The organism is Priestia sp. YIM B13489 (assembly GCF_042787645.1).
GTDB lineage: Bacteria > Bacillota > Bacilli > Bacillales > Bacillaceae_H > Priestia > Priestia megaterium.
Window position 1 is genome coordinate 3611467 of sequence record NZ_JBHZOQ010000053.1, and the last position, 22490, is coordinate 3633956.

Below are 22490 nucleotides of genomic sequence, written 5' to 3' on the forward strand. Positions count from 1 at the left end.
TTCATTCCCCTACTGAGAAAACGTTGATAAATCAATGCAGGCTTTCAAAATGTTATCGCCTCAAAACAGTGAACATTCACAAACTGAAGGTTCACAGCGTCTTTTATAGCCTGTTTCGAAAATAAAATGAATATGTACCGAACTATATTTTTGCTGATTTTAAAACCGTCGCCTGTTAATATCAGTATTTTAGATGATCCACCCTCTCACCCACTTAATTATGAATCCAGTCACTTGCAGCCCTAGACTATAGGTTTGTTTCAGCGTTGATATATAATTGTATTTATTTTTTACTTTGAGTAGATCTTCTTTGTTCAAACTTCTTCTCCTGATAGCGTTGATAGAACCAAATAGCAATAGCTAGCCAGCAACCACTAGCAAAATATCCTCCAATAACGTCGCTAGGATAATGTACACCTAAGTAAATACGACTAATACCTATTGCTAGAATCATTGTAATGCTAATAACCATTAAAAGTGTCCGTCCCCAGCGAGCCGGAATATGACGCCAGATCAAGAATGAAAGGACGCCGTAAACAGCAAAGGCACTCATGGCATGTCCACTTGGAAAACTATAACCATTGATTTCGATTAATCGATGGAAATCAGGACGTGCACGATGAAAAATTAGTTTTAGCAGCTTATTGAGGATTGGAGATCCTACAATAATCGCGATAAATAAAATAAGCTCCGTTCGATGTTTTAATACTTTATAAAGAAAAAATAAACTAAAGAGAGAGATAACTGCAACGGATGGTGTAGAGCCAATGAAAGTAAAGCACTTCATAATAGTCGTTAAGCCAGGAGATTCGAATCCTTGAATAAACATTATAATAGAATGATCAAATGCCGCAATTTTTGATCCATTAATTAAAATAGCCATCCCACTAAAACAAACCAGAGACAACACGCTTAACATAAAAGCAAGTGTAAATTGAAATTTCAACTTCATACTAGATACCTCTAATTTCTGTCCTTTATCAAGCTACCTTTGATGAAATGTGATAAGGTCTTTTTACTTTTAGATTTTGATGCTTCTTTGCTTTTAAACTTAGGAGCATTAAAAATAAAGAGCTTGTTTTATACGCACATTTACAAAGAGTTATCAAACAGAGGGAGTACAATTGTTACATTTGTTCCTTCGCCTTCTTTACTTTCGATGTTAATGGTGCCGTGGTACTTTTCAACCCATCGTTTGGCTATAGCCAGTCCTAAGCCAAGTCCCCCTTGCTTTCTGCTCCTTGCCTTATCTACTCGGTAAAATCTATTTAAAATATAGGGTATATCTTCTTTTGGAATTCCAATTCCTTTATCCATTACTTTAAGAGATACCTTTTCATTGATTAGAGAACAGTCTATAACTACCTCTTTCTCTTCCTTCTTAGAATATTTGACTGCATTATCTAACAAAATAATTAATATTTGTTCTAGATGACGAGAAGAAATATTCACGTACAGATTTTCATGTGAATGTTTTATTTTGAACCCATAATTGCTATACAGCACTTCAAAATTCCTTACAACATGTTGAACAGTGGCCAATACGTTAATAGGTTCAACATCTACAGGATTTATTAGACTATTTTCAGCGCGAGATAGCTCTAATAATTCTTGCACAAGATTCGTTAAACGCTCTACTTCCTTCAGACTGGATTTCAAAGATTTATCTAATACTGCTGCATCATTTTTCCCCCAGCGATTTAACAATGTCAAATGTCCTTGGATAATGGCTAACGGAGTCCTTAATTCATGTGAAGCATCCTCTACAAACTGTTTTTGCTGTAAAAAGGAGTCTTCTAGGCTATCCATTAACTCATTAAATAAACTGCCTAATTGAGCAAACTCATCGTTTTTTTCATTAACTGGAACCCGTTCCTCAAGCCCATTTGTTTTTATTTTTTTCATCGTTAATGTTAACGCTTGAATGTTGGATAGTATTTTTTTTGCTAGAATGGTTCCACCTAGAATACTAAAGATTAGTGAGCCTACTCCTGCAACAAGCATTAATAAAAAAACCTTGTCCATAAAAGCATCCGACATCTCCATATTTCTAACAATTTCAACAGTTCCAGTGAAGTTGTCGGTGACAATTGGAGAACGAAGAACGAGTAGACGTTCATCGTGGTTTCGAATCACTTTATACTCTTGGTGCTTCACTGTTTTCGGTTGCTGCCAGTTTGGTGAAACATTATTTGAAGTACTGGTTATGATGTTCCCTTTCCTATCAAGAATACGAATCAACTGATTCTTTTCATTAATTTTTGATAAATATCCTTCACTATTTTCAATTTGTTTTAAAGATAAAGGCTCATCATCAGATTGAATAAAAGCGAGAACTTCTTTTAATTGATGAATACCATTTTGCTTCTCATAATTTAAAATACCGTTATCAATCACAATATATTGAAAGAGGTTATAAGAGAGAAAAAGAAAAAATAAAAACATGGAAGACCATAAAGTTATCTTCCACCTTATAGGTAAATCTTTGATATATTTTATCCATTTTCTCATTTAAACATCACGCATCACGTACCCAACCCCTCTGATAGTTTGAATATATAACTCTTTGTCCTCTGCACTTAATTTATTTCTTAAATATCTGACATATACATCTACAACATTCGTTTCAACAACTGAATCGTACCCCCACACTTTCTCTAGGAGTATATCTCTTGTCAATACTTTATTAATGTTACGCATAAAAATGGCTAGAAGTTCAAATTCCTTATTCGTGAGTTCAATCAGATTTTTTTCTTTTATCACTATTCTTGATTCCATATCAAGCTCAATCTCTTTAAATGCTAATATTCGTTTTTGATCCAGTATCTTGTTGTTCTCTTGGCGTCTAAAAATGACTCGCATCCTTGCAAATAACTCTTCGATCGCAAATGGCTTAGACAAATAATCATCAGCGCCATTATCAAGACCCATTACTCTGTCCATAACACTATCCTTGGCCGTTAACATAATAACAGGGGTATTCTTAGTTGTTCTTAGCCTTCTACATACTTCGATTCCATTTAGTCCGGGCATCATTAAATCAAGTAATATAATGTCATAATCCTGCTTGGTTGCTTTATCTAAACCAGTACGACCATCGTAAGCTACGTCAACTAAATATCCTTCATATTTTAGTTCTAATTCTAAAAATTCTACTAATCCTTCTTCATCCTCTACAATTAGTACCTTTTGCATATAAAGTACTCTCCTTTGTTTAAAAATTAAAAACGTAAAAACTTCTTCTACAAATGAATATGAATACTAATACTATATCCCTCAATTTCGAAAGATAATAAGAACAAATATGAAATAAGTTTTCTATGACTTTCTTCTTTATAGGCTTTTCTTCAATTTATCAAATAAAAATTAGATTTGAATAAAAAAGAGATTAAGAATAAATGAATTTATTTCTTAATCTTCTTTAATGAATCATATAAAGTTGCTTTCCTTGTTCCTTTAACTTTCTTTAATACTGTATCCTATACCTCGAACAGTCTCAATAAGTGAGGGACTAAATCCTTCTTCAATCTTCTTTCTCAAATAACTTATATAAACATCAAGTATATTTGTATCTCCTTCGTATTCATATCCCCATACACTTAGTAAGATTCCTTCACGAGTAACCGTCTTATTTTTATGGATGACTAAGTAAATTAATAAATCATACTCTTTAGGGGTTAAGCTGATTTTTTGCCCAGCTCTAGTTACTTCTCTTGATTCAGTATTTATAACCATATCTTTAATTAATAATAACGAGTCTTTTTCTACCTTATTTCTAATAACAAGGTGCTTATAACGTAGTAAAGAACGTATTCGAGCCAGCAATTCTTCAGTTTTAAATGGTTTAGTTATATAATCATTTGCGCCATGATCTAACCCCAGTATTTTGTCTAGAGTTGAATTGCGAGCTGTCAAAAGAATAATAGGCACGTAATTTTCTCTCTTTCTTACTTTACGCAAGACCTCTATACCACTCATTTCCGGTAGCATAATGTCAAGTAAAATTAAATCAAACATATTTGATAAGGCCATTTCGAGACCATCTCTTCCATTGTTTTTAATTTTCACTTGGTAACCTTCATGTTCAAGTTCCATTTTTAATATATTGCCTATTTCTACTTCATCTTCCACAATTAAAATACTTTCTTTCATCTAACTAACCCCTTTTTTCAATCTCTATATTTTTGTTTTCCATATCGATCGCTCTTTCCAATAATAAAGAGAAGTGTATAGCTATCACAAACCAACATCTCAGTGGACAATAAGAAATTTTAAGTGCTGAACATAAAAATATAAGGTAAAAGACTTCTATTTCTATTAAGGTATGATATCAAATTCCCTACCCATTGTTCCGTGCTTTAATAACAATTACTTCACTAATATCATTAAAGTTGGATGAGGGTTTCACAACGGCCAATTGCGTTAGTCCATATTCATCAGGCTTTACTTTGATGACTTTTCCTAAGGCTAATTTCCCTTGAAAGATCGAGCTGATAGGAGAGGTTTGAACTTTATCTCCTACATTAACCTCAGCCTCACTAGGGATGTTTCTAATAATTAAATTACCTTTTTTATCATCGTAGCCTTCTAATGTTCCATTCACACTTTTCCTATCCTTTAACATTACCGCCATACGATTTGTCCTAAGGTTTGAGCTAATTAGTTCTACAATAGAGGTTGACGAAAAAACTTTCGATACCTTCCCAATAACTCCATTTGTTCCAAGCACATTCATGTCTACTTTCATCCCCTGCTTCTTTCCCTTGTCAATTGTTATTTCATTGTTCCAATTATTCGTTGAGCGGCCAATTACAGTAGCTGTTAAAGGTTTATAGGCTTTCACCTTATCTTCTGCTTTTAAAATTTCTTTTAATACTTTATTTTCATATTCCCACTTATAAGCATTTGCTTCCTCCTGGTTTTCAGTGGCTAGCTTATTCTTTAAGATAGAGTTTTCTTTGTAAGTGGAAAATAATTGACTCACTTGTTGAGGTACACTCCAAGAAAGCTTGTCTAAAGAAGGTAAGCTACCTTTGTACAAGGTTCCAACAAAAATAAGTCCTCCTACAGTAAGAATCCCTCCTATCAAAATATATGTATGTCTTTTCTTCTTTCTTTGAAAACGTATCAAAATGGCACCTTCCTACCAATAGTCATGCTATTTATAATATTACTAGCTGTTTCTTAAAAATTTCTTAAGTATCATCATCTTTGACCTCTTAACAACTGTTCAACGTTCTCCTTCTTTTAATGAATTGTACTTATTTTCTAGTTTCAAAAGCTGAAGGCATAACATTATGTTTAAAAAACTTGGCTCACATAATTTAAATTTAATACTGTGTAATGAAATTTAAATGAAATTAAAATGAGAATTCGATAAAAAATAAATATTTTATTTTTATAAAAACATCATGGTGCAACAGAGTTGATAAAACATTTAATTAAAACATTAATAAAAAGTTTTTTATAAAAATCTCATTAAATTCTTATTTATTTTTCATTTTGATTTTAGAAAAAGACTGTACAGTTTGAATTGCAGCGATGAAGCTTTTAAAGAAATTCTTTAAGAAAAACGTTAGGCAAGTGTGCCGTTTATTTAAGAGAATAAACAGTTAGCACAAGAAGGAGAGAAAAATTAAAAATGCAAGCATCTTCGCCAATGAATAAAATTGCACAAATTACACTTGTTTTTTGGATTATGAAGATTTCTGCTACGACACTGGGTGAAACCGCAGGTGACTTATTAGCACAAACATTAGGAGTTGGATATGCAGTTAGTACGCTGATCTTTTTTAGCATATTTTTAATTACACTTGGAGCTCAACTAAGCTCTAAGAGGTATATTCCGGCCCTTTATTGGACTGTTATTCTGTCAACTAGCGTAGCTGGCACAACTATGTCTGATTTTATGGATCGTACACTGGCATTAGGTTACGCAAAAGGCTCGATGATATTAATCACTATATTGTTGTCGATATTTGCATATTGGTATTTTAGCGAGCGTTCATTAAATATCAATTATATTAGAAGCCGCAAGGCTGAAGTACTTTATTGGATTGCCATCCTTTTCTCAAACACATTAGGTACAGCTTTAGGAGATTTTTTGTCTGATACGTCTGGCCTTGGATATATAGGTGGAGCTATTTTAATCGGCAGCTTACTAGCATTCATCGTTATATGTACCTACTATACAAAGATTTCTCGTGTATTTTTATTTTGGATAGCATTCGTTTTGACTCGCCCTTTCGGAGCAACATTTGGAGATCTTTTGACAAAGCCACATGAAAAAGGTGGTTTAGACTTGGGTACGACAGGCTCTTCTCTAGTCCTAGCTTCTATTCTTATTGCCTTTATGATTTATACGACATTTAAACAAAATAACGTAAGCTCAGAACAAGCGCTGTAGGTTTTCTTTTTTATTTAATACATTATAAAATTCATAGAAAGAAATAATCTAATGAAGTGACTGATTGCATGAATTCCCTCTTTTTCGCACATACTCGTAGCGAGGTGGTGTTTATGGTTAATCAATTAGAAATTCTTAGCCAGCATGTCAATGATAAACAATACGATTACTGGCTTCATCACGATTTATTTAGTATTCAATGGTGGCTAATTGTAATTCTAAGTGCGCTCTTTCTATTCGTTTTTTATCTGCTCATTGACCGACAGCGAATGGTATTTATTCTCTTAGTATTTTTCATTAGCTTTGTTTTAGTCGGTACTGTGGATGAATTCGGGAAGTTCTTTGGGAAGTGGAGCTACCCTCACCAATTCTTAATCTTTACCCATCGGTTTAATTCCGTTGATTTTGCAGTTATCCCGATTATTCTTACATTAGTATACCAATTCTTTAGCAAATGGAAGTTCTATTGGATCGCTTCTCTTATTGCTTCCGCTTTTATTGCTTTTATTGGAGTTCCTATATTTACTTTTTTCCATTTGTATGATTTGAATCATTGGAATACATCGAAGGCATTTATAACCGTCTACCCAATTGGATTGTTCATCAAAGTTATTAGTGATTTTGTCTACTCTAGTCAACAAAAGTAGCATATTCCTTAATGACTGTTGCTCTATATGAATAAATGAATAGCAGAAAGATATACTATATATTAAACCCAAACAAGTAGGCTCCTCTCATAAAACAAACGACTAATATAAATGTTAGTCGTTTGTTTTATTTCCTGTATGTACAATATTCTATGGAGATTGCAGACACAAAAAAAGCTCACCTTAAAAGGTCAGCCTAAATAGGGGAGTTTTATAGAAAATGTTGTATTGCATTACTGATATTTATACTAGCATCTAATAGTGAAAAATTGGTGAAATGTTCGTCACACTTATCTTTTTAAAAATTTCTTCTTTTAAAAATGAAATCTACGTTTTAAGCTCTCACTATAAAAGCATGAACTCGTGACAGTCCACGCTTTTATCCATCTATATTCCATTAAGATCTATGAAAGTTAACCGGTCTCTAATCATCGCTTACTCGTTCAATCCTGCTCTTTTTCGGTTCGTCTCTTTTATCTTCAATAGCTACCCGTATTAGATATGCAGCTATATTAAATATGCAGCTATGCAAATTTTTCATTATTAGTTATCGATGAATAAAAACAACACTCGCCTTTTTGATCAAGAGTCCATTAACTGGCTTACAGGTGTAAAATTTTTAAAACAATGTGGAATGAAAGTAGAAGACATTAAAACCTATGTGAATTTGTGTTTAGAAGGTGGAAGTACCATCCGTGAGCGCTATGAGATCATTTTAAAGCAAAAAGAGATCGCTCAAGCTCAGTTAGAGGAAGCGAAAAAAACTGTAAAGTATATGGAAGAGAAAGCAAATCACTATCTTGACATTATGAACGGTTTATCTCCAGATGATACGAATCCCGGCGAATGGGAGCTGCTATATAATAAACCATTCCAAGGATCTTAACATCACCTCTATATCAGCAGCAAAAAGGCGTATCTATCATACCGCATAGATACGGCCTTTTACTATCCTCGTTTTTCAACTTTCACTCTATTTAACATGTCCCGGGCAATTACAGCTATTTTACTCCACTTGTTTGAGCTAGACCGATGCCCTGTTAGTTTCGAATGTGTGAAAATTCCTCCTGCAGTTCTTTTAAAAACGCAGCCGCCGCAGCTGAAAGAACATGATGCTTTTTCCACACAATATTTAAACCTGATTCAAGTCTTGGCTGTAACGGTCTGAAACAAAGGTTGCTAGTAGTAGATGTGTTGACGATTTTATCAAGTGTTATGGCATATCCAACGCCTTCTTCAACCATAATCGCCGCATTATAGGCAAGATTGTATGTAGTGACAATATTCAATTTATGAAAATCTTCGCCGAACCAATCCGCAAATTCATTTTTTGAAAAAGTCTGTTTCACGGCTTGTCGTGAACAAATCAGTGGAACGTTTACTAAATCCGCAGCTTGAATGCTTTCTTTGACGGCAAGGGAGCTGTCTTTTTTCATAACGACGCCCCAAACATCTTTGGCAGGCATATTAAGATAATTGTATTTTGAAATATCGGCTGGCTGAATTAAAATACCGAAATCAAGCAGACCCTTGTCAAGCCGTTCCGTTATATCTTCTTCGTTTCCGCTGTAGAGGTGATATCGTATATTGGGATAACGTACCTGTACATCTTTTGCTACTCGTGCAATATGTTTCATCGCTTCAGTTTCCCCGCCGCCTATATAGACATCACCACCTATTGTTTCTTCCATCGAACTAAACTCTGCCTCTAATTTATCCATCATATTAACGATTTCCTCTGCCCTGTTTCGCAGAAGCATTCCTTCATCTGTCAGAATGACACTGTGACTGCTGCGAATAAATAGTTTTTTATCTAACTCTTGTTCAAGATCTTTTAATTGTCTCGACAAAGTTGGCTGTGTCACATGCAAAAAATCAGCAGCTCTTGTGATGTTTCCTTCTCTTGCAACCGTAAGAAAATAGCGTAAAACTCGAAATTCCATATACCCCTCCTCCTTTCACAATTTTTAGTGTATACGTCTTAGAAATGCTTATCAAGCATACCACGATATAAGATATAAGCATTTTCTATATTTAAAAGGAGCCATTAGAATAAATAGCAACGAAGTTCATATCACAAAAGCACCATTTTTAATTATTCAAAGTGGAAAGGAGCTTAAAATGAAAAAACTTTTATGTCTGTCTTCTATCTTAGTAGCAAGCCTTGGCCTCGCTGCTTGCAGCAACAATAATTCATCTGCAGCGGACAGAGATCATAATGCAAGTAATCCTTCAAACCAAGCACCAGAACAGCCAAAAGAAGATCGTATTTCAGATACAAGAATCAAATTAACGTTTAACGATAAAGAAGTCTTGATTAGGATATACGATAACCCAGCAAGTATGGCTTTTCTAGCTCAATTGCCTTTAACAGGCATTTTTGAAGATTATATAGGTAAAGAGAAAATTAGTATTTTACAAAAAAGATTATCAGCAGATGATGTACAAGCCGGAGATCTATCAAAAAAAGGCGACTTTGCTTATTACGCTCCTTGGGGCAATGTTGCTATTTTTTATAAAGGTTTTGAGGATGCCACAAATGACCTTATCATACTAGGTCAAATTGAATCTGGAAAAGAAAACGTTGAAAATATTCATGGTGATTTTACAGTTACCATTGAAAAAGTGACTAAGTAAAAACATGACAATTGGTCTTTAAACAGCCCGCTTTGAAGCAGCTAGAACACTTTTTAGAAAGAAGGAAATTTATTTTATGTCTAAACAAAATAAGCTACTTATATTTGTCTTAACCTTAGGAGCTTTCGGCATTATAAATACCGAAATGGGGGTTATAGGGATACTGCCCTACATTGCGGATCACTTTCATATCAGTGTATCAAAGGCCGGGTGGCTGGTGAGTCTCTTTGCTCTTACTGTATCAATATCCGGTCCAACTATGCCGTTATTATTTTCAGGAGTCAATCGTAAGAAAGCGATGTTGCTTGTGCTTGGTATTTTCGTTTTAGGTAACATTATCTCTATATTCACCACTAACTTTGCTGTTGCCATACTTGCGCGTGTGATTCCAGCTATCTTTCATCCAATTTATTTTTCAGCAGCTTTTACAATGGCTGCAAACTCAGTCAGCAAGGAAGACGCTCCAAAAGCTGTTTCAAAAGTCTTTATTGGCGTATCTGCAGGTATGGTACTTGGTGTACCAATCGCAAGCTTTCTTGCAAGCTCAGTTTCATTTCAACTATCAATGACATTTTTCGCTGTCATTAACGCTATAGTATTTATTGCTACATGGGCATTCTTCCCTTCTATGCCTGTTAAAGAAAGACTTTCCTACGGAACGCAGCTCAGCGTATTAAAAAACCCTGTTACTTGGCTTTCCATTATGGCCGTCCTTTTACTGAATTCAGCAGTATTTGGGGTATACAGTTATCTTGCTGAGTATCTTAAAACCGTTACGAACCTCTCTGGAAAATTAATTAGTTTTATGTTGATCCTATTCGGATTGGCCAATATTATGGGAAACATTATTGCAGGGAAGTTACTTACGAAAAATGCCATCAAAACGGTAGTAGTTTTCCCTTTTGCATTGGGAGTCGTTTACATCATTTTATTCTTCATCGGACAGTTTACTTGGCCTATGGCTATCATGACTTTAGTTTGGGGAATATTCGCTGGTATAGGAATGAATATTAATCAATATTGGATTTCATCAGCGGCTCCAGAAGCTCCTGATTTCACGAATGGATTATTTTTAGCATCCGTTAACTTAGGAACAACAATTGGTACAGCTGTAGGTGGACTATTTATATCAGGAATGGGTACAGAATACGTCGTACTAGTGGGGATCTTGTCATTAGTATTGAGCGTAGTATTTATTTTACCAAGAAGCTACACGCATCGTCCTATAAAACAGCTTTCTAAATAAGTCATCAATTCAACTCTCTTTCGGGATCCCTTTGTTTTGTTTTATTGCATCTATGAAGAGCAGGAATCTATTCTAGCCAATGCTTACATTATCAATGGATAAAAACGGAAATTTAAGATAAAAAAATACACTAAAGTTACACTTGTTCCCTTGCCATTATATCCCTGTCACAAAAGACGTTTTTTTATGACTTGCTAAGGGAATTAAAAAAGAAATTCAAGAAAAAGAGGGAGTTACAATGGCAGAAATGGGAAGAAAAGAAGACTACGGGGAGATTGAAGTAGGTAAATACGAATTGTTCTTTAAAAAGAGTTATAAAGTTATAAATACGATTAATGACTTCTTGATAGGCATCTGGTTCCTAATTGGCAGTATTTTATTCTTCTATGATTCCTTAAAAAATATAGGGATTTGGTTATTTGTTCTTGGGAGCGTGCAATTGCTCATTCGTCCGACGATTAAATTAGTGCACGATTTTCACTTACGTAAATATTTAAAGGAAGGTTATCGCAATAAATAATCTTCTTTACAAACAATTGTTCTTGTGAATTCTATATATTAAAAGGAGGTATACGCTAACGCGTACACCTCCTTTTAATTCCACTTTTAAATCAAATATATCACTCTAAGTCTAACCCTTTTTCATTTAATTTATGAGAAGTCACAGCAATTACAAACTTTCCATCATCCAAATCTTTTTTATGAGAGGTTAGCTCCTCTGTGGGAATACCTAAGTTTGTTGCACGGTCTTCTTCATTTGAGTAGTTTTGGACCACAAAAAATTTCTTTAATTTATCTAAAAAAGAATCTGGCTGGGCCCCTCCAGTCATATCTTCCTGAGTGACTTTATCTTGGTCAGCAGCAGATAGCTTATCCACGTTTACATTCGTTCTATAAGCTAGATTGCCCGCTGCGGTCTCTTGATTAGTTAGAACTGTAATTTCATTATCCTCATACCCTATCATTCTTAATTTCTCAATTCTAGTTAATGTTTCTTCCGGCGACTCATATACACCTATAATACTTTTACTCATAAAGCTTTCCTCCTTCATTAAGATCTTTTCTCCTTACTTTTTATGTACCCGCTATTCTACCCTTCTTAACAATAGACCCGTAGTTAAAAGAGTGAATCAAATGATTTTCCCTTTTAAAGGAATTCGATTAAATAAATGCTAGCTTGCTTAAGGCAAAACGTTTATCTAAAAAAGATTACCTTCCCTTGGACTGGGTATATATTCATTAAAAGATAATAAAAGGGAGATGAGAAAAAAGATGAAACATGTAAAGGCTCTTATTATAAAGTTTGCAATGAGCGCTGTAGTCTTAGGCATAGTATTTACAGGCATTTATAATTACGCTTTTAGTGACATTATACTAATCGGTTTAGTCCTCACAGTTGTCGCTTATGCCCTTGGTGATTTGTTAGTATATCGCAATGCTGCTGATGACTCAGACTACAAAAAAAGAAACATTGTCGCTACAATTTCTGATCTTATTTTATCTTTTTTAGTCATCTGGATAATGGGGGCATCCTTTTTTGGAAATACCATACCTGTTATTCAGGCGACTGTAGTATCAGCTATTGTTATAGCCGTCGGTGAATGGTTCTTCCATAAGTATCTAGATAAAAATGTTCTTAACACTAATAACTATAAAAATACCGATGCGACATATAATAAATAACTTATTAACAGGAAGAGCAAACCTCAAAAATAGACAGATTAGTAAAAAGAGAGACTGGAATAAAAGTATTTTAGTCAAAGGAAGATCCGAACGATGAACCGAGATTCTTGATAAAGAATCAACTTCGTTCGGATTTTTTCATGGTTATGGTGAACGTAGATTTCATATATATTTGCTTCTAGCTGTTGATTGGAGGGAAATCAACAGCTGTGTAATAAGTGATTCATACTAAAGCATGCATTCCAGTTGTTCGTCTTTAGATTAAAGGGATTTAGTTATGCCTCACTTTCCTTTTTTAATTCTGAGAGATGTAATTATGGTAACTAAGAGTTTATATATTATATAAGAAAAAAAACATCTCTTTTTAACATTGAATGTACTTGTTTACACCGGGTCACGAAAAGAATAACTTTAAAAAGATTTACCCTTCTGTCTTACTTATTGATCGGATAGCCTTATATTCTGGTTTCCACATAGCTTTTTCTATTAATTTTTCTACATCCTGTTCTTGAACTCTAGATACACCATCTTTAATAGCAGCTTTTGCAACAGCTATAGCCACTGTTTTGGATACGTTTTGAAGATCTTTAATATGAGGAAGTAACGTATCACCTTTGGTTTGAGTTTCGGCCATATGAGCGACTGCGTTTGCCGCTTCAGCGAACATCGTCTCTGTAAATTTTTCAGCTTTTACAGCAATTGCGCCTAGACCAAGACCAGGAAATACAAAGGCATTATTAGCTTGGCCAATTTCATATGTTTTTCCTCTATATTCCACTGAATCAAATGGACTTCCTGTTGCAATTAATGCTTTGCCATCTGTCCAATTTATAATATCTTTCGGGGTAGCTTCAGCTAACTTAGTAGGGTTAGATAAAGGCATAATCACAGGTCTTTCTACATGGCGAGCCATTTCTCTAATAATTTCTTCCTTAAATGCCCCTGTTACTCCCGATGTTCCAATTAAGATAGTAGGTTTTACTTGTTTAATTACTTCTAACAAAGGTACTTTATTTTCCTTATCTTTTTTCCAATTCTTTATTTCTTCTAATTTACGGGCATAGGGCTGCTGGAACGAAGCTAAATCATTTATCTCCTCCGTTAACAGTCCTCTATAATCATAGGCCCAAAACCTATCATATGCGTCCTCTTCCGAGAGACCTTCAAGAACCATCGCACTGTGGATTCGGTCAGCGTTTCCAATACCTGCAGAGCCTGGTCCAAAGACAACAATACGATGATCGTTTAGGGAGGTTTTTGTAATTTTTAAAGCAGTCAATATAGCACCTAATGTAATCACACCCGTACCTTGGATATCATCATTAAATGTTAAAAGATGATCTCCATACTCTTCTATAATGCGTCTGGCATTTTTATTTCCTAAGTCCTCCCAATGTAACAATGCTTTTGGGAACTTATTTATTATTTTATTTACAAATTGATCGATAAATTGATTGTAAGCTTCGCCTGTCACACGCTCATGGCGATTACCTAAATAAAGCGGATCTTTAAGTAATTCTTTATTATTGGTTCCTACGTCTAACACAATGGGAAGAACGCGGCTCGGATCAATACCAGCAGCAGCTGTATATACCGCTAATTTACCCACTGCAATGTTAATTCCGCCTACTCCCCAGTCTCCTATTCCAAGAATGCTTTCTGAGTCTGTAACTACGATTAAATCAATATCTTCTGAGCTTAATTCTACATTTTCTATCGCTTCTTCCATTTTGTCCGCTTCATCAATAGACAAATACAGACCATCAGGACGGTGATATTGATGGCTATATTCTTGAATAGCTTCTCCGACGGTTGGTGTGTAAATAATCGGCAGCATTTCACTCAAATGATCTTTTAATAATCGATAAAACAATACTACATTTCGATTATGCAGGTCGTTTAATAAATTATTTTTTTGCAGATCATTTGATGCATTCTTAAACTGTTGATAAGCACGCTGTACTTGTTCTTCTAATGTCAGTACGGTGGGCGGTAATAATCCATCTAACTTGAGTTCTTCTCTTTCTCTTTTTGTAAATGCAGACCCTTTGTTTAGATAAGGTCTCGATAAAATATTTTTCCCGTTTAATGGTGTTTGAACGAAACTCTTTTGTGCTTCAGCAGAAGATCTCATATATTATCCCCTTTCCGTTTTTAAAAGAATGTAAAAACCAATGTTTTTCTTATACCATAGATATCATTATGCTTAACTAAGATGTTTTCTTGTTGCCTACAATACTTTTAAACGGAGAAGCTCTTCCCTAAACATATAATTAAGGCGACACTTTAGTTTGTATTCAGATAGGTCAAGTGGAAAGAAGCTTTATATGCTATGCTTTTTGGACGTTAACATAGTTAACTAAAGAAAAATTAGTTTTACGATAGTGCTCTTCAGCAAACTAAAGCCCCCATGGTTAAAAATCTTTCTCTCGTATCATAATAATTTCGAGGTGAAAGATATGTATAAACTGTTATCACATACGGATTTAGATGGAGTTGGATGCGGAATTTTAGCAAAGTTAGCTTTTGGAGACAGAATAAAAATTCGTTATAACTCTATTGCATCGCTTAACCGTGAAGTAGAATGGTTTTTAGAAAATGAAGAAAGAAATACACATTTATTTATCACGGATTTATCAGTAAACGAAGAGAATGAAAAGAGACTTGAAGAGTTTTATCAAACAGGAGGAAAAGTCCAGCTGCTTGATCATCATAAAACAGCTCTTCATTTCAACGAATATAAATGGGGACACGTTGTCGTGGAAGATAACGAAGGGAACTTAGCCTCAGGAACGTCCTTGTTTTATGAATACCTTATAGAAAATGAACTTATCCAGACTTCCAATGCGATTGATGAATTTGTAGAACTAGTAAGGCAGTATGATACTTGGGAATGGGAAAAGAACAACAACCAAGAGGCACACAGGCTAAATGCTCTCTTCTTTTTAATATCTATTGACGAGTTTGAAGAAAAAATGGTTAACAGGCTTCAAAACAGTGACCACTTCTTTTTTGACGAGTTTGAACAGAAGATATTAGATATGGAAGAAGATAAAGTAGAACGTTATATTCGTCGAAAAAGAAGAGAATTGGTGCAAACCTCTATAGGTGACTATTTAGCAGGAATCGTGTACGCTGAATCGTATCATTCAGAACTTGGAAACGAATTAGGAAAAGAATATCCTCACCTTGATTACATTGCCATATTGAATATGGGAGGAAAAAGAATTAGTCTTCGGACCATTCATGATCACGTGGATGTATCAGAAGTTGCTGGTCACTATGGAGGCGGAGGTCACGCAAAAGCTGCTGGATGTTCGTTAACTAATGAGGCTTATAACCAGTTTGTAACAGATACATTTCATCTGGATCCTGTGCGAGAGGATGCAAGAAGAAACCGATATAATTTGAAAGAATCTTCATCTGGTTCTCTCTACGAAACTCAAAATGATGATATGTTCTTTGTTTCTCTTCAGAATGAAAATGAATGGATAATTGAAAATAGCAAAGGGCTATCGATTCATACATTTAAAAGCTTTAAGGAAGCAGAAATCTTGTTAAAAAGGAATTATGCCGCTTGGTTAGTAAGAGATGATATCTTTGTAAAGTACTTGATAAGGTATATAAAAAAACTAAAGCACGGAGAATAAGCACCGAAACATATTTTGAATCATCTAAATGAATGAAAGATGCAGAAGAGCTATTAAACAAAAATGAAGTAGCTTTTCCCTGAACGTTCAGAAGCAGGCTTGAATGATATGCCATGCGGAGCACGTTTTCAAGACCCAGAAGTCGCAGCGGCTATCTTCATGGAGATAGCCGCTGGTATAGTTGCTTATAGCTAATTAATTGGCTCGTCTATTCAGAAAAATATTGCAGCGATGTTTGGTCAAATTCACAGATCGCAAACAATGAGCTTTCTATAAATACAAAAATATTTCTTAGCTCATTACGGTAACTAACTTTATCTATGATATACATATTAGTGAATTAATTTAATCCCATATTCTAGGTCGATCAACCTCCATGATCCTCAAATACTGTAAGAGTTGTCCAGCGTGTACGGATTCATGATAGCCTATCCGCATCAACATATCCCCTAAAGAACGAATATAACCAACATCTGAACGGTCTATTTGAATGTTAGTTAAATCTTCTTCAGAAAAAGTAGTAATCATGTCTAAAAATTGTTGGTGGTAGGATGCTGCAAACTCCAATTCATCCTTTATAGATTGTAAGGGTCTTTTTTCAAAAGGAGAATCAAATTCCTTTAAGCTGCCAAAATTTTCGATAGCTAGATGATAATAGTGTTCTGACTCCAAGACATGACGAACCATTTCTATGCATGTCATAGCTTCTTTATCTGGCTTCCAATCAAGTTTATCATCAGGAATTGCTTGCCAAACCTTTATACTTCTTCTTCTAATCTCTTTTATATTTAATACTATTGCATCTGTTCCATTCATTTCCATCCCTCCTCTTATCATCATTTTACATCATTTCCCCAAAACAAAGAGGTGAATTTTCAACTAAACTTATTTCAAATATTCATGGTCCTTATGCTGAGTATAATAACTTTCATCCTTTAAGTAGTGAATATATTGGTCATTCTCACATCTCTTTTAAAATAGCACGCTGAGGCTATGTTAAAATGTAATTATAAGGAAAAAGAGGTGAATATAGTTATGTTAACAGCGATAGTTATAACTGTTTCTGTTTTAGGTTTAGCGTGGAGTGTTGGACAAAGAAAGCAATATCAGTAACTTTATAGATTGTCTGTATGTAGAATTGAGATGGTTATAAATGAGTAAAAGAAATATTTTAGTCAAATTAATGTTCTTTTTAGGATCATTTTCTATAACAATTTTTGGATTTATTTTAAAACAAGGATTAACCGCATTGCTTTTATCTGCTATCTTTATCATCTTGGCAGGTTTCTTAATGAAAACTGAAGTTACAAAAACAGGCTCTAAGAGAACTTAAAGCCTGTTTACTTACCTTTCTTCCTTAAAATCCTTTTTTATATTCCAAAACGTTTTCTTTAAATCATCATAAAAAAACATCGTTAGAAAACCTAGTATGGTAACACCAGCTGAAAATGTACCCAAATCTAAAAACAGTCCTGCAAATACAAGAATGATTCCGATAATAAAACCAGAGTCTGATAAATCCTCACTCTTTTTTCGATCGATTCCTATTTTACTTTGAAAAGATTGATCCCCTTTAATCAATTCATCCAACGTCACATTATAAAGTTCGCTTAACTTAATAAGGTTCTCAATATCAGGATACCCTTTATTATTTTCCCACTTATAGACAGCTTGTCTAGATACATTCATTTTCCCAGCTAATTCTTTCCTGGACATCTTTTTCTCTTCGCTTCACTTCTGCAGCTGTTCCCCTAAATTCACCTTCATCACCTCTAAGGCTTAGCTTACAATGAATATGTAAAAAATTCCATAAACGCTTAGTAACAAGCTGTAAACCATTGGTTAACACAGCAGGTATTAGTACTGATCACTATACATGTCCTCATTTAACAAATAAAAAAAGCTAGCATAAAGCTAACTTTTTTAAGTTAGAGATAAAGGCAGGCTAATAATTAGCAACCGCCAAATCCTCCCCAACAAGCACAGCCAATAATGATTAATAAGATAAACAGCACGATAATTAAAGCAAAACCACTGCCACCGCCGTAACCGCAGCCGCCGCCATAACCATAGCCACAACCTCCGCCATAACCGCCAAAGAACATAAACTTCACCTCCTTCTCGTTCATACATTTAGCATATGATGAAAAACGAAATTTGCTCCCCGAACTGGATAGACTACGTTTTATATCACTATAAATAAAAAATAATAACCTTTTAGTTTCTTTTACATACAATGAAGCATCCTCAGATCCCATATATGAGTTTTACTCCCTCTGCAATAGATTATTTGAATTCCGCCCAATCAGTTCTATTGCGTATAAAAGCAACCCCGCACAACCTAGAATAAAAAAGTCTTTCTCAAATTAGAGAAAGACTTTTTTATTGTTATTAATAGCCAAATCCGCGGCCGTAACAGCTGCATCCAATAATGACAAGAAGAATAAACAGGACAACTAATAAAGCAAAACCAGAACCTGCTCCACCATAACTAGACATATAAACACCTCTTTTCGTGGTATTTAACTAAAGGAAAAAACTTTAAATATACATGGGTTAAGGTATTATATGTAGACATAGCTCATATCGATTGGATTTTGGTCAAAAATAGGCTACTTTGTTTAACGATAGCTAAATAACATCCTAAATTTCACATAGTAAAAACCCTTCATTGTTAAAATGAAGGGGCTTTTTTGGCTATCAGCACCAAGGACGAGGTCTAGGAGGGCAGCTTGGAGCACAAAAATGGTGATGCGTTTCCTGATATAGAACGGATTCTGTATGAGGGAATGAGTGCATATATTTATAATTTTTTTGATAAACATTTGTGGTATGACTAGGGTGCATCACTGGTACAAACACATCTTGACCAGTAAAAGATGTATTTTGTTTAACTGGGTCATACTGAGCAGGCATGGTTTGAGGAGGCAATTGGCCACAAGGTTTAGCTTGAGGATAACCGCAGCTGCCTTGCTGAGGATACATAGCCCCTTGATAACCACCGTAATTAGAGTGCTGATAAGGATAGTTGTTTCTCATATTAAAAATCTTCTCCTTTCTGTTAGTAGACTCCTATTACTGTATGTGAAACAACCATAGAATGTTTGGACAAATACCTAAAAAAGACCCTAATTATTTAGGGTCTTTTCTACTAAGAGAAAAAGAAACGTGTATCCTTAGTAACATAGCTATGAGACTAAGAAATAGAAGTTTTTTTAATGTCCATTATTCCTCAAGATTAACATCCATCGCTGCGTTATCAATATTATTTAAAATGGTTTTGTTTTTATCGTCTAATTCATTACGTAAAAGTGAATTACGCGTCGCTTCGTATAAATCGTAGCTTCTTTCGTCAACTGGAGAATTATGATCTTCACATATCATCTTTTCTGATTCTTTGGATTGATCTTCCATATCAGTCACCTCCTCTATGTAGTATGTGAGTTGATTAGAAAAAACATAAGAATTTTATCTGGCCACCGTTGGGTAAAGTTTAATCAACGGTTGGCTGTTTCTGTATATTGTGTTTACATATGACCTAATATTAGGTGGACACAACCGTTTCTTGAGCATGCTTTTGAATGATTTCTGGAACTTCCAGCAATGAATTAACAGTTAGCAATTTACCTTTTGGCGCAACATCAATTTTAACTTGGTTGTAGCTCCACTCCAGTTCAGAAGGTACGTGAATCGCATGTATTCCAGCTTCTACTGCCGGCCTTATATCGGTTTTTAATGAATTGCCAATCATCCAAGTCTTTTTTGGATCGTACTTAATTTGGTTTAGTATTTCTTTTAATGCACATGTATCTTTTTGTTCAGAAATAAATACCCTTTTTTCAAAGTATTTAGCTAGCTCTAGCTGAACAATTTTTCTACCTTGATTTTCCTCGTCTCCACCTGTGTGCAAGTAGAGATCATGTCCTTGTTCTTTAAGCTTATCTAATACTTCATACATATTTGGCAAAGGCTCTATCGGTACTTCAAATACACTTTGACCAATTTTTTTGACTCTTTCGACTCTATCGTCATGGATATCTTGATGATTTTGTTCACTAAAAAATAAATAAGTGTCTACTAATGATTCTGGAAAACGGGAAGAGTGAAGGCCATGCTTTTCGATACTTTTTAAATCTATCTCTAACTGCTTTTGTTTTATTTCTTCCTTAGTCAGATTCTCAAACCATTCCTGCAATTGAGCCACAAAAGCATTTATGGTGTCTCTAAAATATTTATTACAGTGAACAAGCGTATCGTCTAAATTAAAAAGTAAGGTTTGCTTCTGCATTTCGTTAAATCCTTTCTACAATGGATGTACAGACAGTATATGAAAAAACACTAACCACTTTTATTACCTATCCAAACCTAACACGAAGGTGAATTTCCCAATACGTTAGGCACAAGCAATTGATTACTATACTGAAATGAGAATATTTAGTGGAAAGACCCTTCTAGCGTATAAAATAGAAGGATCTTTTTATAAGATAAAAAGCTGCAGGATATTCCTGCTAATAAATATAACGTTCAAAATGTTTTCTATTCATGTTGGTTTTGAACGTAGAGGTACTCAGTCCTGAGCGATTTATTAGCGGTTGGCTGCCTTCGTCTTTTTTAGGTATATTCATTTCAAGACCTTGTATAGTGAAAGGATCATACATATACGTTGTTCGTTCAGTTTCTGTGTGCGACATTAACTTCACCTCTATTAATAGCCCTCATTTTTTCAAATCATGTTAACTCGTTTACAGCAGGTTCTTTAATGAAAATATCTGCGTTTCATAGGTCTTTTCGCTTAAAAAGATCCGCCGTTTTCTACTTTTTTTTATTAAGTTGTAATTTCTTGTGGATCTTCGCCTTCAAGGTCAGTGAAGAAATTTTCTAAGGTTTCCCTCGGATCAAGAGCACGCCCATCTTCTTCGACAATACGGTTAAGCGTAGGGTCATTATTGCTATCTTTATTTTTATAGTTGTTATAATCAACTCTTTCTGCAATTCCTGAATTATCAACGCCTTTAAAGTCTTTCTTTGGCATAAAAACACCTCCTAGCCCTATTGTTTGAAAATTTGAAGATAAAATAAGTGGAAGGTTAAGTTATATTTTTATTTCCCGAGAATTAATTAGATACTTGTTGCAAAGAGCCATGTACAACATGCTTAATTGTTTTACGAACTGGGGAAACTAAAGCGTCAAAACTTACTTTACTGAGGAGGAATATAAGTGGAAGGAAACCCTAGCACAAGACAGTTTCAGGATGATTTAAAGCAGTATCAAATGCCAGATTCAGTAAAACAACAAAAATCTGGAACTTATCGAGTTGGATTTGAATCAAACACTGGAATTGAAAAAGTACAGAATCAGCAAGAAGAAAAAGAAAAGAAATAAGCTTGATCAATTTATACTTTTACATGACGAGGAGGGCATCCCATGGATCAACAAAAAATGTTAGCAAATGAATTAAGTAACATGCTTACAGAAAATAAGCTGCCGATTACAATTGAAGAAGATATTCATGAAATCTGCAGAGGTTTACAGTCAGGTGAAATCAGCGTGAATGATTTGAAGGAAAAAGATCCTTTTGTTGTAAATGCAGTTCAAGAAGCAATGGATAGAATCAATAACCCTAACTCTTAAAATAGATATAAAAAGCAATCCTTTGAGACAGCTTTTTGAATATTGATCGTTTTCATCAAGCAAAAGACTAACTCTTTATAGAGTTAGTCCTTTGTCCTTCAAATAATATACCCATGAACATGAAAAAAGAATGACAAACGAATTGTCATTCTCTCTCCTACACATGGCAAGCGTTTAGTTTTTAGTCACAAGGAAATGAAACATCTAATCCCACTTTTTACAGTGTCGGTTGTTTCTAAAAATTAGTATGTCATCATAACAAGGAAATATACATCCATTATTTACCACGAATACATCTCTTCCACAATAGGAAACTTAAGAAAAACAAGGAGGTGACACAACATGGCAAACAACAACAGCAGCAACAACAATGAATTATTAGTATACGGTGCTGAACAAGCAATCGATCAAATGAAATATGAAATCGCTAGCGAATTTGGTGTAAACCTTGGTGCTGATACAACTGCACGTGCAAACGGATCAGTAGGTGGCGAAATCACAAAACGTCTTGTACAAATGGCTGAGCAACAACTTGGCGGCGGACGTTTCTAAGACAACTTTATAATTGATGGCTGAAGGAAGAATGGGT

General features: G+C 34.6%; 29 protein-coding genes. 12 read left to right on the forward strand and 17 right to left on the reverse strand.

Going from position 1 to position 22490, the window contains the following annotated elements; all coding sequences use genetic code 11:
* Positions 1-283: 283 nt before the first annotated feature.
* The 5 genes from ACFX4W_RS24390 to mreC form a co-directional block, all read right to left on the reverse strand.
* Positions 284-952, reverse strand: coding sequence for a phosphatase PAP2 family protein (locus tag ACFX4W_RS24390; protein WP_165575922.1), 669 nt, complete (start codon positions 950-952; stop codon positions 284-286).
* A 140-nt stretch (positions 953-1092) separates the two neighbouring features.
* Positions 1093-2511: a HAMP domain-containing sensor histidine kinase gene (locus ACFX4W_RS24395; RefSeq protein ID WP_165575921.1), complete on the reverse strand. Its 1419-nt coding sequence runs from the start codon at positions 2509-2511 to the stop codon at positions 1093-1095.
* Positions 2512-3195: a response regulator transcription factor gene (locus tag ACFX4W_RS24400; RefSeq protein WP_095378546.1), complete on the reverse strand. Its 684-nt coding sequence runs from the start codon at positions 3193-3195 to the stop codon at positions 2512-2514.
* A gap of 261 nt (positions 3196-3456) precedes the next feature.
* Positions 3457-4152 (reverse strand): response regulator transcription factor, encoded by a 696-nt coding sequence (locus tag ACFX4W_RS24405; RefSeq protein ID WP_165575920.1) that lies wholly within the window; start codon positions 4150-4152, stop codon positions 3457-3459.
* A 187-nt stretch (positions 4153-4339) separates the two neighbouring features.
* Positions 4340-5131: a rod shape-determining protein MreC gene (gene mreC, locus ACFX4W_RS24410; protein ID WP_165575919.1), complete on the reverse strand. Its 792-nt coding sequence runs from the start codon at positions 5129-5131 to the stop codon at positions 4340-4342.
* Positions 5132-5641: 510 nt separating this feature from the next.
* Between mreC and ACFX4W_RS24415 the strand changes: the two genes are divergently transcribed.
* From ACFX4W_RS24415 to ACFX4W_RS24425, 3 genes are all read left to right on the forward strand, one after another.
* On the forward strand, positions 5642-6406 hold the full coding sequence (locus ACFX4W_RS24415; protein ID WP_234943459.1) for a COG4705 family protein: 765 nt from the start codon (positions 5642-5644) through the stop codon (positions 6404-6406).
* 113 nt (positions 6407-6519) lie between these two features.
* On the forward strand, positions 6520-7053 hold the full coding sequence (locus ACFX4W_RS24420) for a hypothetical protein (RefSeq protein ID WP_280560094.1): 534 nt from the start codon (positions 6520-6522) through the stop codon (positions 7051-7053).
* A gap of 553 nt (positions 7054-7606) precedes the next feature.
* Positions 7607-7939, forward strand: coding sequence for a MerR family transcriptional regulator (locus ACFX4W_RS24425; protein WP_280560095.1), 333 nt, complete (start codon positions 7607-7609; stop codon positions 7937-7939).
* 154 nt (positions 7940-8093) lie between these two features.
* Here ACFX4W_RS24425 and ACFX4W_RS24430 read toward each other — a convergent pair whose 3' ends face one another.
* The gene (locus ACFX4W_RS24430; RefSeq protein ID WP_043978677.1) at positions 8094-8996 is read right to left on the reverse strand and encodes a LysR family transcriptional regulator; all 903 of its coding nucleotides are present in this window, start codon (positions 8994-8996) and stop codon (positions 8094-8096) included.
* A gap of 178 nt (positions 8997-9174) precedes the next feature.
* Between ACFX4W_RS24430 and ACFX4W_RS24435 the strand changes: the two genes are divergently transcribed.
* The 3 genes from ACFX4W_RS24435 (at position 9175) to ACFX4W_RS24445 (ending at position 11456) form a co-directional block, all read left to right on the forward strand.
* Positions 9175-9690 (forward strand): cyclophilin-like fold protein, encoded by a 516-nt coding sequence (locus ACFX4W_RS24435; protein ID WP_043978675.1) that lies wholly within the window; start codon positions 9175-9177, stop codon positions 9688-9690.
* A 76-nt stretch (positions 9691-9766) separates the two neighbouring features.
* A complete protein-coding gene (locus tag ACFX4W_RS24440) occupies positions 9767-10936 on the forward strand; it encodes an MFS transporter (RefSeq protein WP_162214782.1) in 1170 nt (389 codons plus the stop codon).
* 238 nt (positions 10937-11174) lie between these two features.
* Entirely contained in the window at positions 11175-11456 is a 282-nt protein-coding gene (locus ACFX4W_RS24445; protein ID WP_043978671.1) for a YrhK family protein, read from the forward strand.
* A gap of 100 nt (positions 11457-11556) precedes the next feature.
* On the opposite strand, the gene ACFX4W_RS24450 is transcribed toward ACFX4W_RS24445, so the two are convergent.
* Positions 11557-11970: a general stress protein gene (locus ACFX4W_RS24450; RefSeq protein WP_162214783.1), complete on the reverse strand. Its 414-nt coding sequence runs from the start codon at positions 11968-11970 to the stop codon at positions 11557-11559.
* Positions 11971-12208: 238 nt separating this feature from the next.
* Here ACFX4W_RS24450 and ACFX4W_RS24455 point away from each other — a divergent pair, with 238 nt between their 5' ends.
* A complete protein-coding gene (locus ACFX4W_RS24455; RefSeq protein WP_043978667.1) occupies positions 12209-12619 on the forward strand; it encodes a YndM family protein in 411 nt (136 codons plus the stop codon).
* A gap of 421 nt (positions 12620-13040) precedes the next feature.
* On the opposite strand, the gene ACFX4W_RS24460 is transcribed toward ACFX4W_RS24455, so the two are convergent.
* On the reverse strand, positions 13041-14753 hold the full coding sequence (locus ACFX4W_RS24460) for an NAD-dependent malic enzyme (protein WP_043978665.1): 1713 nt from the start codon (positions 14751-14753) through the stop codon (positions 13041-13043).
* Between the two features lie 325 nt (positions 14754-15078).
* Between ACFX4W_RS24460 and ACFX4W_RS24465 the strand changes: the two genes are divergently transcribed.
* Complete coding sequence (locus ACFX4W_RS24465; protein ID WP_280560096.1) at positions 15079-16269, forward strand: DHH family phosphoesterase; 1191 nt, start codon at positions 15079-15081, stop codon at positions 16267-16269.
* Positions 16270-16614: 345 nt separating this feature from the next.
* Here the strand turns inward: ACFX4W_RS24465 and ACFX4W_RS24470 are convergent, their stop codons facing one another.
* Positions 16615-17085 carry a DinB family protein gene (locus ACFX4W_RS24470; RefSeq protein ID WP_280560097.1) on the reverse strand — a complete coding sequence of 157 codons (471 nt, stop codon included), beginning with the start codon at positions 17083-17085 and terminating at the stop codon, positions 16615-16617.
* Between the two features lie 337 nt (positions 17086-17422).
* Between ACFX4W_RS24470 and ACFX4W_RS24475 the strand changes: the two genes are divergently transcribed.
* Positions 17423-17602, forward strand: coding sequence for a hypothetical protein (locus tag ACFX4W_RS24475; protein WP_237074235.1), 180 nt, complete (start codon positions 17423-17425; stop codon positions 17600-17602).
* Positions 17603-17613: 11 nt separating this feature from the next.
* Here the strand turns inward: ACFX4W_RS24475 and ACFX4W_RS24480 are convergent, their stop codons facing one another.
* From ACFX4W_RS24480 to ACFX4W_RS24515, 8 genes are all read right to left on the reverse strand, one after another.
* Positions 17614-17985 (reverse strand): helix-turn-helix domain-containing protein, encoded by a 372-nt coding sequence (locus ACFX4W_RS24480; RefSeq protein ID WP_237074234.1) that lies wholly within the window; start codon positions 17983-17985, stop codon positions 17614-17616.
* Positions 17986-18221: 236 nt separating this feature from the next.
* Positions 18222-18374 carry a YjcZ family sporulation protein gene (locus ACFX4W_RS24485; RefSeq protein ID WP_013058439.1) on the reverse strand — a complete coding sequence of 51 codons (153 nt, stop codon included), beginning with the start codon at positions 18372-18374 and terminating at the stop codon, positions 18222-18224.
* A 286-nt stretch (positions 18375-18660) separates the two neighbouring features.
* Positions 18661-18768 carry a YjcZ family sporulation protein gene (locus ACFX4W_RS24490; protein WP_016766356.1) on the reverse strand — a complete coding sequence of 36 codons (108 nt, stop codon included), beginning with the start codon at positions 18766-18768 and terminating at the stop codon, positions 18661-18663.
* Positions 18769-18969: 201 nt separating this feature from the next.
* Positions 18970-19308 carry a CotD family spore coat protein gene (locus ACFX4W_RS24495; RefSeq protein WP_052500300.1) on the reverse strand — a complete coding sequence of 113 codons (339 nt, stop codon included), beginning with the start codon at positions 19306-19308 and terminating at the stop codon, positions 18970-18972.
* 186 nt (positions 19309-19494) lie between these two features.
* Positions 19495-19683, reverse strand: a complete 189-nt coding sequence (locus ACFX4W_RS24500) for a hypothetical protein (RefSeq protein WP_116514477.1) — start codon at positions 19681-19683, stop codon at positions 19495-19497.
* A gap of 130 nt (positions 19684-19813) precedes the next feature.
* Positions 19814-20557, reverse strand: a complete 744-nt coding sequence (locus ACFX4W_RS24505; protein ID WP_043978654.1) for an HAD family hydrolase — start codon at positions 20555-20557, stop codon at positions 19814-19816.
* 220 nt (positions 20558-20777) lie between these two features.
* Positions 20778-20960, reverse strand: a complete 183-nt coding sequence (locus ACFX4W_RS24510) for a hypothetical protein (RefSeq protein WP_043978652.1) — start codon at positions 20958-20960, stop codon at positions 20778-20780.
* A gap of 134 nt (positions 20961-21094) precedes the next feature.
* On the reverse strand, positions 21095-21301 hold the full coding sequence (locus ACFX4W_RS24515; RefSeq protein ID WP_016766360.1) for a hypothetical protein: 207 nt from the start codon (positions 21299-21301) through the stop codon (positions 21095-21097).
* Between the two features lie 186 nt (positions 21302-21487).
* Here ACFX4W_RS24515 and ACFX4W_RS24520 point away from each other — a divergent pair, with 186 nt between their 5' ends.
* From ACFX4W_RS24520 to ACFX4W_RS24530, 3 genes are all read left to right on the forward strand, one after another.
* Entirely contained in the window at positions 21488-21652 is a 165-nt protein-coding gene (locus ACFX4W_RS24520; RefSeq protein ID WP_165575917.1) for a hypothetical protein, read from the forward strand.
* Positions 21653-21694: 42 nt separating this feature from the next.
* On the forward strand, positions 21695-21901 hold the full coding sequence (locus ACFX4W_RS24525; RefSeq protein ID WP_280560098.1) for a hypothetical protein: 207 nt from the start codon (positions 21695-21697) through the stop codon (positions 21899-21901).
* 342 nt (positions 21902-22243) lie between these two features.
* Positions 22244-22453 (forward strand): alpha/beta-type small acid-soluble spore protein, encoded by a 210-nt coding sequence (locus ACFX4W_RS24530; RefSeq protein ID WP_013084442.1) that lies wholly within the window; start codon positions 22244-22246, stop codon positions 22451-22453.
* Positions 22454-22490 lie beyond the last annotated feature (37 nt).